At 40.2% G+C, this 12,559-nt stretch carries 16 protein-coding genes; 8 read left to right on the top strand and 8 right to left on the bottom strand.

Annotated features, from left to right (window positions below; all coding sequences use genetic code 11):
• The first annotated feature begins 1 nt into the window (after position 1).
• The gene (locus tag SSAL8618_RS03355) at positions 2 to 325 is read left to right on the top strand and encodes a hypothetical protein (protein ID WP_038675607.1); all 324 of its coding nucleotides are present in this window, start codon (positions 2 to 4) and stop codon (positions 323 to 325) included.
• On the opposite strand, the gene SSAL8618_RS10790 is transcribed toward SSAL8618_RS03355, so the two are convergent.
• Both SSAL8618_RS10790 and SSAL8618_RS03350 read right to left on the bottom strand, forming a co-directional pair.
• Positions 314 to 445 (bottom strand): hypothetical protein, encoded by a 132-nt coding sequence (locus SSAL8618_RS10790; protein ID WP_257001920.1) that lies wholly within the window; start codon positions 443 to 445, stop codon positions 314 to 316. The genes SSAL8618_RS03355 and SSAL8618_RS10790 overlap by 12 nt on opposite strands.
• Before the next feature lie 24 nt (positions 446 to 469).
• Positions 470 to 706 (bottom strand): DUF739 family protein, encoded by a 237-nt coding sequence (locus SSAL8618_RS03350; protein ID WP_038675605.1) that lies wholly within the window; start codon positions 704 to 706, stop codon positions 470 to 472.
• A 221-nt stretch (positions 707 to 927) separates the two neighbouring features.
• Between SSAL8618_RS03350 and SSAL8618_RS03345 the strand changes: the two genes are divergently transcribed.
• From SSAL8618_RS03345 to SSAL8618_RS03325, 5 genes are all read left to right on the top strand, one after another.
• The gene (locus tag SSAL8618_RS03345) at positions 928 to 1,260 is read left to right on the top strand and encodes a helix-turn-helix domain-containing protein (protein WP_306452955.1); all 333 of its coding nucleotides are present in this window, start codon (positions 928 to 930) and stop codon (positions 1,258 to 1,260) included.
• Between the two features lies 1 nt (position 1,261).
• Entirely contained in the window at positions 1,262 to 1,690 is a 429-nt protein-coding gene (locus tag SSAL8618_RS03340) for a hypothetical protein (RefSeq protein ID WP_038675601.1), read from the top strand.
• The gene (locus SSAL8618_RS10785; protein ID WP_223896514.1) at positions 1,683 to 2,255 is read left to right on the top strand and encodes a hypothetical protein; all 573 of its coding nucleotides are present in this window, start codon (positions 1,683 to 1,685) and stop codon (positions 2,253 to 2,255) included. Before SSAL8618_RS03340 ends, SSAL8618_RS10785 begins: the two co-directional genes overlap by 8 nt.
• A 15-nt stretch (positions 2,256 to 2,270) precedes the next feature.
• Complete coding sequence (locus SSAL8618_RS03330) at positions 2,271 to 2,663, top strand: ImmA/IrrE family metallo-endopeptidase (RefSeq protein ID WP_038675599.1); 393 nt, start codon at positions 2,271 to 2,273, stop codon at positions 2,661 to 2,663.
• Positions 2,664 to 2,764: 101 nt separating this feature from the next.
• Positions 2,765 to 3,931, top strand: a complete 1,167-nt coding sequence (locus tag SSAL8618_RS03325) for a tyrosine-type recombinase/integrase (protein WP_038675597.1) — start codon at positions 2,765 to 2,767, stop codon at positions 3,929 to 3,931.
• Positions 3,932 to 3,988: 57 nt separating this feature from the next.
• On the opposite strand, the gene eno is transcribed toward SSAL8618_RS03325, so the two are convergent.
• Positions 3,989 to 5,293: a surface-displayed alpha-enolase gene (eno, locus tag SSAL8618_RS03320; RefSeq protein WP_002886048.1), complete on the bottom strand. Its 1,305-nt coding sequence runs from the start codon at positions 5,291 to 5,293 to the stop codon at positions 3,989 to 3,991.
• A 206-nt stretch (positions 5,294 to 5,499) separates the two neighbouring features.
• Here eno and SSAL8618_RS03315 point away from each other — a divergent pair, with 206 nt between their 5' ends.
• The gene (locus tag SSAL8618_RS03315) at positions 5,500 to 5,955 is read left to right on the top strand and encodes a YueI family protein (RefSeq protein ID WP_002885945.1); all 456 of its coding nucleotides are present in this window, start codon (positions 5,500 to 5,502) and stop codon (positions 5,953 to 5,955) included.
• Between the two features lie 39 nt (positions 5,956 to 5,994).
• Here SSAL8618_RS03315 and SSAL8618_RS03310 read toward each other — a convergent pair whose 3' ends face one another.
• From SSAL8618_RS03310 to ccpA, 3 genes are read right to left on the bottom strand one after another with little or no spacing between them, the layout of a single operon-like run.
• Positions 5,995 to 7,110, bottom strand: a complete 1,116-nt coding sequence (locus SSAL8618_RS03310; protein WP_004182927.1) for a glycerate kinase — start codon at positions 7,108 to 7,110, stop codon at positions 5,995 to 5,997.
• A gap of 12 nt (positions 7,111 to 7,122) precedes the next feature.
• Positions 7,123 to 8,190, bottom strand: coding sequence for an MmcQ/YjbR family DNA-binding protein (locus SSAL8618_RS03305; protein WP_002886051.1), 1,068 nt, complete (start codon positions 8,188 to 8,190; stop codon positions 7,123 to 7,125).
• Between the two features lie 59 nt (positions 8,191 to 8,249).
• Entirely contained in the window at positions 8,250 to 9,251 is a 1,002-nt protein-coding gene (gene ccpA, locus SSAL8618_RS03300) for a catabolite control protein A (RefSeq protein WP_002886078.1), read from the bottom strand.
• Positions 9,252 to 9,563: 312 nt separating this feature from the next.
• On the opposite strand from ccpA, the gene SSAL8618_RS03295 reads away from it, so the two are divergent.
• Positions 9,564 to 10,646, top strand: a complete 1,083-nt coding sequence (locus SSAL8618_RS03295) for a M24 family metallopeptidase (RefSeq protein ID WP_002886210.1) — start codon at positions 9,564 to 9,566, stop codon at positions 10,644 to 10,646.
• Positions 10,647 to 10,745: 99 nt separating this feature from the next.
• Here the strand turns inward: SSAL8618_RS03295 and SSAL8618_RS03290 are convergent, their stop codons facing one another.
• Positions 10,746 to 11,114 carry a S1 RNA-binding domain-containing protein gene (locus SSAL8618_RS03290; protein WP_002886108.1) on the bottom strand — a complete coding sequence of 123 codons (369 nt, stop codon included), beginning with the start codon at positions 11,112 to 11,114 and terminating at the stop codon, positions 10,746 to 10,748.
• A gap of 1 nt (position 11,115) precedes the next feature.
• Entirely contained in the window at positions 11,116 to 12,522 is a 1,407-nt protein-coding gene (locus SSAL8618_RS03285) for a Cof-type HAD-IIB family hydrolase (protein WP_004182928.1), read from the bottom strand.
• Positions 12,523 to 12,559 lie beyond the last annotated feature (37 nt).

The following is a 12,559-nucleotide window of genomic DNA, read 5'->3' as shown; positions in this document are numbered from 1 at the left end:
AATGATTGAAACTGTATCGAAACAAGCTAGAAAGTTGTTGAAAGAAATGATTGAGGTCATAGATGATTCCAATTGTGTCATCTATGAAGACTATTCAGATTTAATTGAGCAAGATCTACTTGCTATTGAAGAATTAATTTCATTGTCATTCATTGAGCAATACCTAACGAATGATTTCAGAATTACTAGCAGGGGTCTTATCTTCCTACGTCAATACAAAACTTTCTCACGCCAACTTTGGCTCACAAGTTTCTGGATACCTCTTTTCGTTTCAGTGTTTGGAACTGCTATCACACTCCTTATTCAGAATTGGTTATTTAACTAACAGCCAGAATATTGCTGTGCCAATCACAACTCCGATTAAGCTACCGATGATAGCCAGTGCCACATCATATCCGTCTAAGTTCGACTCAAAGAATTCTTTGAGTTTTTTTAGTGTCTTCATTTTGTTTAAGCTCCTTTCATAATTTTAATTATTAGGTTCAAGTTCTTGAACTTTGTAGTTAAAAAAATATCCTACAATCTCATCGGGTGAGATCTCTAATAATTCGGCAGCTTTTGCAATTTCGTCATTTTTCCAACTTGACTTTCCGTTGATTTTAAACGAAAACGTTGTCGGAGTCAAGCCGATGGCTTTTGCAAAATCTTCTTGCGTTCCATATTTTTCAATGATACGCCCTTTTAATTTAGCGTAGTTAAATCTCATTGAGTTCTCCTTTCTAAGTTCAATCTCTTGAACTTTATGGTTTTATTTTAATCCTTCTCTTTTTATTTGTCAATAGTTTTTGTTCAATTTTTTGAACTTTTTTTAGATTTTTCTTGAACTTTTTTTATTTTCTACTATATAATGTACTCATAAAAGGAAAAGGAAAAAATATGAAAAATACTACTGCTTCACGTTTGCAACAAGTAATGAGCGAGCGGAATTTGAAACAAGTTGACGTGATTTCTCTTTCAAAAGTGCATCAAAAAGAATTGGGTGTAAAACTTGGAAAGAGTGCTTTGTCTCAATATATCAATGGGAAATCAACACCAGACCAAGAAAAGTTGGTGCTGCTTGCTAGGACGTTGGGGGTATCTGAAGCGTGGCTCATGGGGTATGATGTCCCTATGACTAAAGATTCGCACCCAACCAATGCCCACGATATCGGCGAAATCATAGCTAACGCCATGATGTTCGACGGTAAACCACTTACCGAGGATGATAAGCGGGCTATCCGTGGCATAATCGCTGGTTATATGAGTAGTAAGGAGAAATAGTATGGTAAGTATCGCTATGAAGCCGAATCCGTTTAAGGAAAAGATTGCTGGGGTCAAACTTTCTGAAGCTGACAGCGGTGAAGAACTTAGCACATTAAACAAGTTATCGAGTTATCCGACGGGCGTGGCGCTGAATTGTTCTATAGACTTCTTCAACATCCAACCCGAAACGAACTACACGCTAGTAGTTACTGCAAATTTTCCGAGTGGAGAGTCTCATCCCTTCCATGCTACGAACGTCTATATACCAAAGTCAAGCATTTCAGCCCCTGATAATGAAGGGTACGGGAAAGCGGCCGGGGATTTTGCCTTTGATTTAACCTTGATGGAAAAAGGGGATTTGTTCCTGTTGTTCGCTTTGATAAAGGGTGATAAGGTTGCTGATACATTTTACTGCTACTATTATTTCGGGGGTGGTATAAATGGATAATACTCGAGATATCGAAATTCCTAAAACAAATGACACCGCAAACGCTAGACAGTCTAAGGTAACTTCTATAGACTCCGGCAAAAGAATCAACACCCAAACACCCCATGCAAGTGATATAATGGACTTACAAAATCAAATAGATGAGGTAAGAAAAATGGCTATTGACTTGTATCGTGAACTGGATATCCAGGCGCTTGAGCAAAGATTGGAAAAGAACGAAGAAAACACTCAACGCATTCTCCAGCAAACAGCCCAGAGTTTAAATCAAGATAAGACTGAGCTATCTCTCCGCACTGACCAGTTAGGACGTCGTATTGAAAAAATTGAAAACAAACTGGACGACATGTATGCCAAAAACGAACTGGACTTAAAATTCCAGATGATGGACCAAAAGATTGACGCTAAATTTGATACCTTTGGTCAACGCATGGAAAACATGTTCTTAGCACAAACCAATAGGCAACTTGAGGAACAAGCCAAGAATAGAAAAGAATTCACTTATTGGTTTATTGGTATCCTTGTAGCTCTTGCCGGTATTGCTATTCCTGTCTGGTTCGGCAAATAATATCATGGAGGCTCTATGACTGAAAGTGAATTGCTTGAGCAGTTCAACGTGTCTCTTTGTGAGTTTAGTTCTAACGAGTGGTCACGAAACGGCTTTCTCGACCTCATAAACAGGGTGGTTTATATCAATAAGGATTTAGCCCCAGAAATACGTTTAAAGGTCATTTTGCATGAATTAAGCCACCTAGAGCACAATTCTAAAGACTATGAGCGTTTGCGTGAAAAATACGAAGCTCAAGCTAATAGGAACATGATCCATGAGTTGTTGAAAAATGAAAATCTTGATGATTTTAATTACTTACACTTCATGGAAAAATATAATCTCACCACGATTTGTGATGAGACTTTTGTAAAAAACGAATATTTGAAACTAATAAAAAAGCCCTATAATCTCCCTCGCCAAAGTTAGATTATAGAGCTTGTGCATCACAGAAAAAATCGTGTAAACTGAGAGCAGTCTTACAAGTCTTTTTTCTGTACCCATTTTATCAAAAAAGTGAGGTAAATACAATGTGGGTAGAAGAATTACCAAACGGAAAATATAAATATTTCGAAAGATACAAGGACACTTACACTGAGAAATGGAAACGGGTATCTGTAACGCTTAATAGCGGTTCGAATCGAGCAAAGAAAGAAGCTCAACGCTTACTGGATGATAAGATAGTCCAGAAAATAGAATCATCAAGCACTACTAATGTATCGTTCCATAGTGCCTTCAACGAATGGTGGGAGTTTCACCAAAAACAGATTAAGTTAAGCTCAATCAAGAGCCTTGCAGCATCCGTTAAGCGAATATCTGACACTATCGAACAAGGAACTATCCTATCAAACATCAACGTTAGACTTATCCAATCATTGCTAGACACCGAAGGCTGGACAGATTCACAGAAATATCGTGCCAAGACCGTGTTAAATACATTCTTCGATTATGCTATGGATCAACAACTTATTAGCGACAATCCATCACGAAAGGCACGATTACCAAAGAAGACTAATAAGTTCGAAAAACAACAAGCTGCCAAGAATAAATACTTAGAACCAGACGAATACAGTCGATTGCTGAAAGAACTCTATCGAAAAGACATTACACTGAGATATGCTCTAGCGTGTGAGTTTATGTTACTAAACGGCTGTCGGATTGGTGAATTAGCTGGACTGACCGTGTCAGATTACCATAAAGAGACACGCTCTTTAGATATCCACACTTCTTTTAACAGATATATCCCAGAAAACGAAGGAACAAAAACAGTCGCTAGTTATCGAACTACTTACCTCACTAATCGAGAAATGGAAATCATTGACCAGATACTAGAATTGAAAGAGTTAAGCGAATCAACCAACCCAGATTGGTATCATAGCGATAAAATTTTCACGACCAATACTGGCAAGCCTATCCATAGCACAATCCTAAGTGCATCGCTCCAACGAGCTAATGCTAGACTGGAAACACCTATCGACAAGCACTTGTCCCCTCATATCTTTAGACACACCACGATAAGCATATTGGCTGAAAACAGCGTGCCCCTAAAAACCATCATGGATAGGGTTGGTCATGCAGATTCGGAAGTAACTACTAGCATCTATACCCACGTCACAAGAAACATGAAGGACCAAGCTGTCAATGTTTTAGATAATATCATTACGAATAATCTTGCCCCCTCTTTGCCCCTCGGATAGAAAAAAAGAACCCTAGGTTTAACCTAGAGTCCTCAGAAACGTTGTTAAATCAACGTTTTATTTTTTCAAGTTGTAGAATGATTTCAAACCACGGTATTCTGCAACTTCACCAAGTTGGTCTTCGATACGAAGCAATTGGTTGTATTTAGCGATACGGTCAGTACGTGACAATGAACCTGTCTTGATTTGACCAGCGTTAGTTGCAACTGCGATATCAGCGATTGTTGAATCTTCAGTTTCACCTGAACGGTGTGATACTACTGCTGTGTATCCAGCTTCTTTCGCCATTTCGATAGCGTCGAAAGTTTCAGTCAAAGTACCGATTTGGTTAACTTTGATAAGGATTGAGTTAGCAGCGTGTTCTGCAATACCTTTTTCAAGGTAAGCTGTGTTAGTTACGAAGAAGTCGTCACCAACCAATTGAACTTTACCACCAAGACGTTCAGTAAGAGCTTTCCAACCGTCCCAGTCGTTTTCGTCCATACCATCTTCGATAGTGATGATTGGGTATTTGTTAACCAATTCTTCAAGGTAGTCGATTTGTTCTGCAGCAGTACGAACAGCAGCGCCTTCACCTTCAAATTTAGTGTAGTCGTAAACTTTACGTTCTGCATCGTAGAATTCAGATGATGCACAGTCAAATCCGATAAATACGTCTTTACCTGGTACATATCCAGCAGCTTCGATAGCTTTGATGATAGTTTCAACACCATCTTCAGTTCCGTCGAAACGAGGTGCGAAACCACCTTCGTCACCTACGGCTGTTTCAAGTCCACGTTCTTTAAGGATTTTCTTAAGTGCGTGGAAGATTTCAGCACCCCAACGAAGAGCTTCTTTGAATGTTGGTGCACCAGCAGGTACGATCATGAATTCTTGGAAAGCGATTGGAGCGTCTGAGTGAGAACCACCGTTGATGATGTTCATCATTGGAGTTGGAAGAACTTTAGTGTTGAATCCGCCAAGGTAGCTGTAAAGTGGAACTTCAAGGTAGTCAGCAGCTGCGCGTGCTACAGCGATAGACACACCAAGAATAGCGTTGGCACCAAGTTTACCTTTGTTTGGAGTACCGTCAAGAGCGATCATTGCGCGGTCAATACCTTGTTGATCACGTACGTCGAATCCGATGATGTGTTCAGCAATAACGTTGTTTACGTTATCAACTGCTTTTTGAGTACCAAGACCACCGTAACGAGCTTTGTCACCATCACGAAGTTCTACTGCTTCGTGTTCACCAGTTGAAGCTCCTGAAGGAACCATACCGCGACCGAATGCACCAGATTCAGTGTAAACTTCTACTTCAAGTGTTGGGTTACCGCGTGAGTCAAGGACTTCGCGTGCGTAAACATCAGTAATAATTGACATTACAATACTCTCCTTATGAGTTAAAATTTTTTACACCTATATATTACCATAATATCAAGGCTTAAGCAAATTAAAACCAGAATTTTCTAGCGATTTTCTATTTTTTAATATTTTCAATTGTTTTTGAAAATCTCAGAAAACGACCCGAATGAAAAGGAATTCAAAATATTGTATAATAGCTAGTAGAAAACTTACAGGAGATTCCTATGACTTCACTTGAAAACAAAGTGCTCCAATGCGCTAGTGGCGAAAAACGCCTTAATCCCGATGAACTTCGTCAGTATTTTGGAACCTATGCGGAACGTGTAGTCCTAGCTGTTCTATTGGAAAATGCTGAAAAGAAAACTGTAATTGACCATTTTCCGCAGATTTTAAAAGACTTACAAGCCGTTTACCCGAATCTTAGTCTCAAGCTATCGCCAAAGTTAGCTGACCAGATACAATTTACCTATATCAAAACGGCTCAAGCACTCAACATTTCAGCTACTATCGTGGACGAGGCCAAGGCCCATTCACCATACGGTCTTATCCTACATAGTAATCAAGCAGAAAACCTTGATAAAGTGTTATTTTCAGAGCTCTATCCTGATATCCTTGCTCCTAAAGAAACTGAACCTGTCACTGAAAAAAAGGGATTTTTCGCTAAACTATTTGGAAAATAAAAGCTGACGCTACGTCAGCTTTTTCTTATATCACAATTATCACAATGTTTTATTGAGCTTGATGAGATTTCCAATATTGAGTCCTGTTCGATAGAGATTCTCCTTAGCAGCAGCTAAAACTTGGTCTAAGTCTGCTACTTGACCAATAATGGGAAAAGCAGCTGAAATGCCTGCTACTGGAAAATCAGGCAAGTCATCCTTCAGACTACCACAGATTGCAATGACAGGAATAGCTGATGGTGTCCGCCTAGCTACCCCGACCGGTGCCTTACCAGACAAGGACTGGCTATCCATACGTCCTTCTCCTACTATAACCAAATCAGCAGACTTCACACGTTGGTCAAAATCAACACAATCAAGTACAAAGCTAATCCCTGATTTAATTTCTGCACCTGCAAAGGCCACCAGGCCTGCAGCCATGCCTCCCCCTGCTCCTGAACCAGCCAGTTTTAAAACTTCTGGAGCAACGTCAGTGTAGAATTGAGACATATCTTGGTCGACTTTTTTAAATTGTGAAGGAGACAAGCCTTTTTGTCCACCAAAAATATAGGTTGCTCCATGTTGGCCACACAAGGGGTTGTCTACATCAGTAATCAGACGAATGGTGACACCAGACAAATCAAGCTTATTTTTAGAGGATACCTTCTTAATGAGACCAAGATTAGCACCTATTGGCTCAAGCTCCTGTCCCTCAGAATCATAAAAACGATACCCCAATCCATATGCCATACCAATACCACCATCATTGGTAGCAGATCCACCTACGCCTATAATAAACTCTCGGATGCCAGATTGAACCAAATGAACAATTAGTTCACCTACGCCTTGTGTCGTTAGAGCTAGAGGATTTCGTTTCTCCTTAGGAATATGCTCCAAGCCACAAATCGCAGCCATTTCAAAAATGGCAGTCTGGCCATTGCTGGCAAAAGAAACACTTCCGTCACTTGTATAGGCATGAGGAATCTTGATACTTTTCTTCTCAAGATTTAGATTTTCAGCAAGAGCATCTAAGGTGCCCTCGCCACCATCACCTATTGGCATGAGGTCAAAATCAGCGTCGGGTAAGGCATTTTCAAAACCTGATTTAAGAGCTAAGGCGACCTCTTTTGCAGATAAACTTTCCTTAAATGAATCAGGTGCAATCAAAATTCGCATGATGTCCTCCTTCTATTTTTCTTTTAGGTAAGGGGATAAAGCCTGAACTAACTCTTCCGTCATATGTCGAGGACCTCGAACAGTTTTAATACCTAAACTCTTTAGTCTATCACTATCAAAGTCAGTGTCATTAAAAGTGTATAAGGGCTTAATCCGCATCAACTCTTTAATACTCTCCTCTTCACGATAACCTTGATTAGGGATATTTGCCTCTAAAACCTGACAGACGTAACGGATGGCCTTGGTAGGTGCCGTAATATAGATAGCCACAAAATCTCCCTTTTGCATACTAGCTTTCTGTGTCCAAAGAATCTCCTCATTTGCGGAAAACTCATCCCCAATATCGTAGTATTTCAAATTTACCGGGATAATCCAATAATGAGGCTCCGAAGCCTTTCTAAGATGTTTGGGAGCCACTAGGGAACGACTTTCACTAAGAAGCTCAAAAACAGTCTGGTCTGGCAAGGTCTCATCTAAAACAAGACTAACCCAGGTCTTCTTGGACATATGGTAGCTAGGAAAAACGCCATCCATTTTCAAGAGCTTATCCATTTGCGTCGGATTAACCTTGAGGTTAACCACATCATATGTTAATTCTGCCTTTTCTCCATCAAGCCCTAGTTTTTCTCCCTTAAGAGGAAAAAACAAGGCATACCATTTACCATCAACTCTAAAAGATAGATAGCTTGGTTCTTTCTCGAAAGGATGGTCTGCTTGGTCTGAAAATTCTTGAGCTAAAAATTTAGCCAGGCGATTAGCTTGTGGAGATGAGAATAATTGATCTTCATAACAAGAATCAGCTACCTGTGACAGAAGTTCTCCATAAGCCTCTCTGACTTGACCAACGTAAGTTCCAGTAGCCTGAGGACTCCTGAAGATATCATAAGGCTCATCAAGATCACTATCGACAACCTGTCCCGTCAACTTACCTTCTAAATCAATAAACAATCGAGCTTCAAGTTCTTCAGCTATCAGTGTTTTTCTGAACTCATAGCCTTGCTCAGTAGCTGTAAAACCAAAAGGTTCTAGGCTATCAGGTTTTAGGACTTTCTTTTTAAAATAAGCATCCTCAAAAGTCATTGGTTCTCCCTTTTTCTAAAAAAGAGAAGTTGAGACAAACTTATGTCCCAACTCCTTTTTTATTTTGTTGACTGACGTAAGGTAATACCGTGATTAAGAATAACATCTTTTTCTTCAAGTTCTTCCTTATTCATGATTTTAGTCAACATACGCATGCTAACTGCCCCTAAATCATAGAGAGGATGATTAATACTAGAAAGGTTTGGACGTGTATAGCTTGTAATTGGTGAGTCATTGCTTGTGATGATTTCGAAGTCTTCTGGAACTGATTTACCTGCAGCAAAGAGGCCATTCAAGAGACCTGCAGCCAATTCATCTTCTCCAACATAGGCAGCAGTGGCACCAGAGTTCAAGACACGTTGTGCTAGATCAAAGCCATCTTTATAGCTATATTTAGCTTCAAAGACTAGTCCTTCATTGTAGCGCAAATTATTCTTTTCAAGTCCAGCCTTATAACCAGCTAGACGGAGCTTGCCATTAATATCATCAATTAGTGGCCCTGATACAAAGGCAACCTTTTCATTATTCTTGGCAAGCTGTGTTATAGAATCCTCAACGGCAGCTTTATAGTCGATGTTAACACTCGGTAATTGGTGTTCGAGGTCCACTGTTCCTGCTAGGACAATCGGCGTACGAGTACGGGAAAATTCTGCACGAATTTTTTCCGTCAAGTGGTAACCCATGAAGATGATACCGTCTACTTGTTTGGCAAATAGAGAGTTAATCACGGTAACTTCGTGATCGTCATTTTCATCACTAGATGCAAGAACAATATTATACTTGTACATGGTTGCAATATCATCAATCCCCCTTGCTAAAGTAGCAAAATAACTATTAGCAATATTTGGGATGACAACTCCTACAGTAGTGGTTTTCTTACTCGCCAAGCCACGCGCAACCGCATTTGGACGGTAATCCAAACGATCAATGACCTCAAGCACTTTTTTTCGGGTGTTTTCTTTTACATTTTTATTTCCATTTACCACACGAGACACAGTCGCCATCGAAACACCTGCTTCACGCGCAACGTCGTATATAGTAATTGTTTCATCAGTATTCATAAAAACACTTCCTTTCTCATTTTACGCTCACTTATTCATTCTAATTGTATCAGATTCTGAAAACACTTTCAATTATTTTGACTGATTTTTTACAAAAAAATGAAAGGGATTCCTTCTTTATGGTTACGAGGAAGAAAGCCATTTCAGAAAAAGGCCTCTCATTTCGTGTTTCCAAGACTATCCATCGCTTACAAAACTAGCCTAAAAAAGTCTCAATGAAAGTAAATGATTTAATGAAAAGCCAAAAAACAACTTGCATTTTCCCTATAAAAGTGACAGAATGAGTGTAAGAAATACAAAGGAGTTTTTTCTATGTCTAAACTTGATCGCATTCGTCATTTTTTGAATGAAAATAAAGCAGGGCTAGCTATTGTTTCAGATCCTGTAACTGTCAATTATCTTACTGGTTTTGATTGTGACCCACATGAACGCCAAATGTTCCTCTTCGTCTACGAAAATCGTGAACCTGCCCTCTTTGTTCCTGCTCTTGAGGTTGCACGTGCCTCTGCTGTACTCGACTTCCCAGTCTTTGGATATGTGGATTCTGAAAATCCATGGCAAAAAATCAAAGCTGGCCTAGCAAGTACAGACAGCCCTATTATTTATGCAGAGTTTGACAATCTCAATGTGACTAAGTTCCAAGGATTGCAAACGGTCTTTGATGGTCGCTTTGAAAACTTGACACCATTCATTCAAAAAATGCGCGTTATCAAGTCAGCTGATGAAATTCAAAAAATGTTGGTTGCCGGTGATTATGCTGATAAAGCTGTTAATATCGGTTTCGACAATATCTCTCTCGACGTTACTGAAACAGACATCATTGCTCAAATCGAATTTGGCATCAAACGCTTGGGCTATGAAATGAGCTTTGAAACTATGGTCTTGACTGGTAACAATGCAGCCAACCCACACGGCATTCCTGGAAGCAACAAAATTGAAAAAGATGCTCTTCTTCTCTTCGACTTGGGCTGTATGGTGAATGGCTATGCTTCAGATATGACGCGAACAGTCGCTGTTGGAAAACCCGATGATTTCAAAAAAGAAATCTACCACTTGACTTTAGAAGCTCAACAGGCTGCCCTAGATATGATTAAACCAGGTGTAACTGCCAGCGAAGTCGATGCTGCAGCACGTAATGTTATTGAAAAAGCTGGTTACGGCGAATACTTCAACCACCGCCTCGGACACGGTATCGGAATGGATGTGCATGAATTCCCTTCTATCATGGAAGGAAATGACTTGGTAATCGAAGAAGGAATGTGCTTCTCTGTTGAACCAGGTATTTACATTCCTGAAAAAGTTGGTGTTCGTATCGAGGACTGTGGTTATGTGACAAAAGATGGCTTTGAAGTCTTCACACACACACCAAAAGAATTGATCTATTTTGATGTCTAATTAATAAACATGGGTCTTCAATTAAATTGAAGATCTTTTTGTTTGTAGCCAAATCGAAAACACCAAAAAAGCCGACTCATTGAGAGTCAGCTTTTTTTGCTATTTTTCCTCATGCTCTTGTCTAAGATAGTCAAGTCCTTCTTCAATCCATCCTGGCATTGCTTCTGCCAAAGGTTTAAAGCCATAGTTCAAACGACTATCTGAGAAACGATGACGATGAGGGATTTTATTTTTTTCTTCCTCAAGGGTTCTCAAAGAAAGACTGGCCTTTTGTGTAAATTCATCAAAATCAACAACTTGAACCAAGACCTCCTGGTCTACCTTGAGGGTATTGTAGATGTTGTCGATATAACCTGTCTTAATCTCCGAGATGTGAATCAAGCCTGTGGTACCATTTTCCAATGAAACAAAGGCACCGTAAGGCTTGATGCCTGTGATAACACCCCTAAGCTTGTCTCCAATTTTCATCTTAGTCTGCTACCTCAACTGTTTCAATCACAACATCCTCAAGTGGCTTATCTTGAGCTCCAACCTCAACATTGGCAATCTCATCAAGCACCTTGTAAGAGTCTTCATCCACCAATTGACCAAAGACTGTGTGACGACGGTCTAGGTGAGGTGTTCCACCATTTTCAGCATAAGCTTCCGCGATTGGTGCTGGCCAACCACCACGTTCGAGTTCCTTTTTAGCATAAGGAATTTCAGGCGTTTGAACGATGAAGAACTGGCTACCATTAGTATCTGGTCCAGCATTGGCCATAGAAAGCGCACCACGGAGGTTATAGAGTTCTTCAGAAAATTCATCCTGGAAGCTACCACCGAAACTTGACTCACCACCCATACCAGTACCAGTTGGGTCACCACCTTGAATCATAAAGTCCTTGATAATACGGTGGAAAATCACACCGTCATAGTAGCCACTCTTGGCCAAATTGACAAAGTTAGTAACTGTTAATGGTGCATGATCAGGGAAAAGTTTGATGACCAAATCACCATGGTTTGTTTTAATTGTTACGACTGGACCTTCTACTGCATCCAAGTCAAGTTGTGGGAAATGAAGTTCTTTTTCTACCAATCCGAGTTCCTCCAAGGCATTGAAAATGCCATCTTCTTCTACTGTTCCTGTAACGTAATCTGCTTTTTCTTTCAATTCTGGTGTAGCGTTACCCATGGCAATCTTAAGTCCAACATAGTCAAAGATTTCCATATCGTTTGGACCATCACCAAACATCATAGCATTGACCGGTTTAAGGTTTTCGTGCTCCAAGACATGCTCGACACCAGATGCTTTTGAGATACCATTTGCTACGACGTCAGAGGAGTGTTCGTGCCAAGGCACCAAGCGGACATGTGTCGCAAGTTCTTCTGGTAACTCAAGCTCACCATCATTTTCCGCAAAAGTCCACATATGGTAAACATCGTTCGACAAGTGGAAGTCTGGCTCCACATCACAAAGACCATAGACTGGTTTCATAGCATCATCAATCAAATCTGAACGCTCAGAAACAACTGGCTTATCCTTACCAGCAAAGCCCCAAGCAATCCCAATCTCCTTGCACCAAGCAACAAAGGCTTCTGTAACCTCACGAGCTAGGGGCTGGTTATAAATTTCTTCGCCTTTTCGATTAATCACATAAGTTCCATTGATGGTTACAAAATAATCGGGCTCTAAGTCTCGAATGTCCTCAACGACACCATAGTAGCCACGTCCTGTGGCAATCCCCGTCAAAATTCCTTTTTCTTTAAGCCCTTTGAAAACAGCCTTAATAGACTCAGGAATGTAGCCTGTCTTTTTGACACGAAGGGTGTCGTCAATGTCGAAGAAAACAATCTTTGTCTTCTTGGCCTTGTATTTTGTTTTAGCATCTACTGGCATCGCTAATCTCCTTTACAGTATCACGTCCAGAGTTAGG

It is taken from the genome of Streptococcus salivarius (genome assembly GCF_000785515.1).
In the GTDB taxonomy this organism is placed as follows: Bacteria; Bacillota; Bacilli; order Lactobacillales; family Streptococcaceae; genus Streptococcus; species Streptococcus salivarius.
Note: the sequence above shows the minus strand (reverse complement) of the source record. Positions and strands in the feature narration are given on the sequence as shown.

Coding starts and splice junctions, on each gene's coding strand:
- SSAL8618_RS03330 (WP_038675599.1), top strand. CDS start 2,271: ATGACTGAAAGTGAATTGCTTGAGCAGTTCAACGTGTCTCTTTGTGAG.
- SSAL8618_RS03350 (WP_038675605.1), bottom strand. CDS start 706: ATGAGATTTAACTACGCTAAATTAAAAGGGCGTATCATTGAAAAATAT.
- SSAL8618_RS03355 (WP_038675607.1), top strand. CDS start 2: ATGATTGAAACTGTATCGAAACAAGCTAGAAAGTTGTTGAAAGAAATG.
- SSAL8618_RS03325 (WP_038675597.1), top strand. CDS start 2,765: ATGTGGGTAGAAGAATTACCAAACGGAAAATATAAATATTTCGAAAGA.
- SSAL8618_RS03315 (WP_002885945.1), top strand. CDS start 5,500: ATGACTTCACTTGAAAACAAAGTGCTCCAATGCGCTAGTGGCGAAAAA.
- SSAL8618_RS03305 (WP_002886051.1), bottom strand. CDS start 8,190: ATGACTTTTGAGGATGCTTATTTTAAAAAGAAAGTCCTAAAACCTGAT.
- SSAL8618_RS03290 (WP_002886108.1), bottom strand. CDS start 11,114: ATGAAAATTGGAGACAAGCTTAGGGGTGTTATCACAGGCATCAAGCCT.
- SSAL8618_RS03310 (WP_004182927.1), bottom strand. CDS start 7,110: ATGCGAATTTTGATTGCACCTGATTCATTTAAGGAAAGTTTATCTGCA.
- SSAL8618_RS10790 (WP_257001920.1), bottom strand. CDS start 445: ATGAAGACACTAAAAAAACTCAAAGAATTCTTTGAGTCGAACTTAGAC.
- SSAL8618_RS03285 (WP_004182928.1), bottom strand. CDS start 12,522: ATGCCAGTAGATGCTAAAACAAAATACAAGGCCAAGAAGACAAAGATT.
- eno (WP_002886048.1), bottom strand. CDS start 5,293: ATGTCAATTATTACTGATGTTTACGCACGCGAAGTCCTTGACTCACGC.
- SSAL8618_RS10785 (WP_223896514.1), top strand. CDS start 1,683: ATGGATAATACTCGAGATATCGAAATTCCTAAAACAAATGACACCGCA.
- ccpA (WP_002886078.1), bottom strand. CDS start 9,251: ATGAATACTGATGAAACAATTACTATATACGACGTTGCGCGTGAAGCA.
- SSAL8618_RS03340 (WP_038675601.1), top strand. CDS start 1,262: ATGGTAAGTATCGCTATGAAGCCGAATCCGTTTAAGGAAAAGATTGCT.
- SSAL8618_RS03295 (WP_002886210.1), top strand. CDS start 9,564: ATGTCTAAACTTGATCGCATTCGTCATTTTTTGAATGAAAATAAAGCA.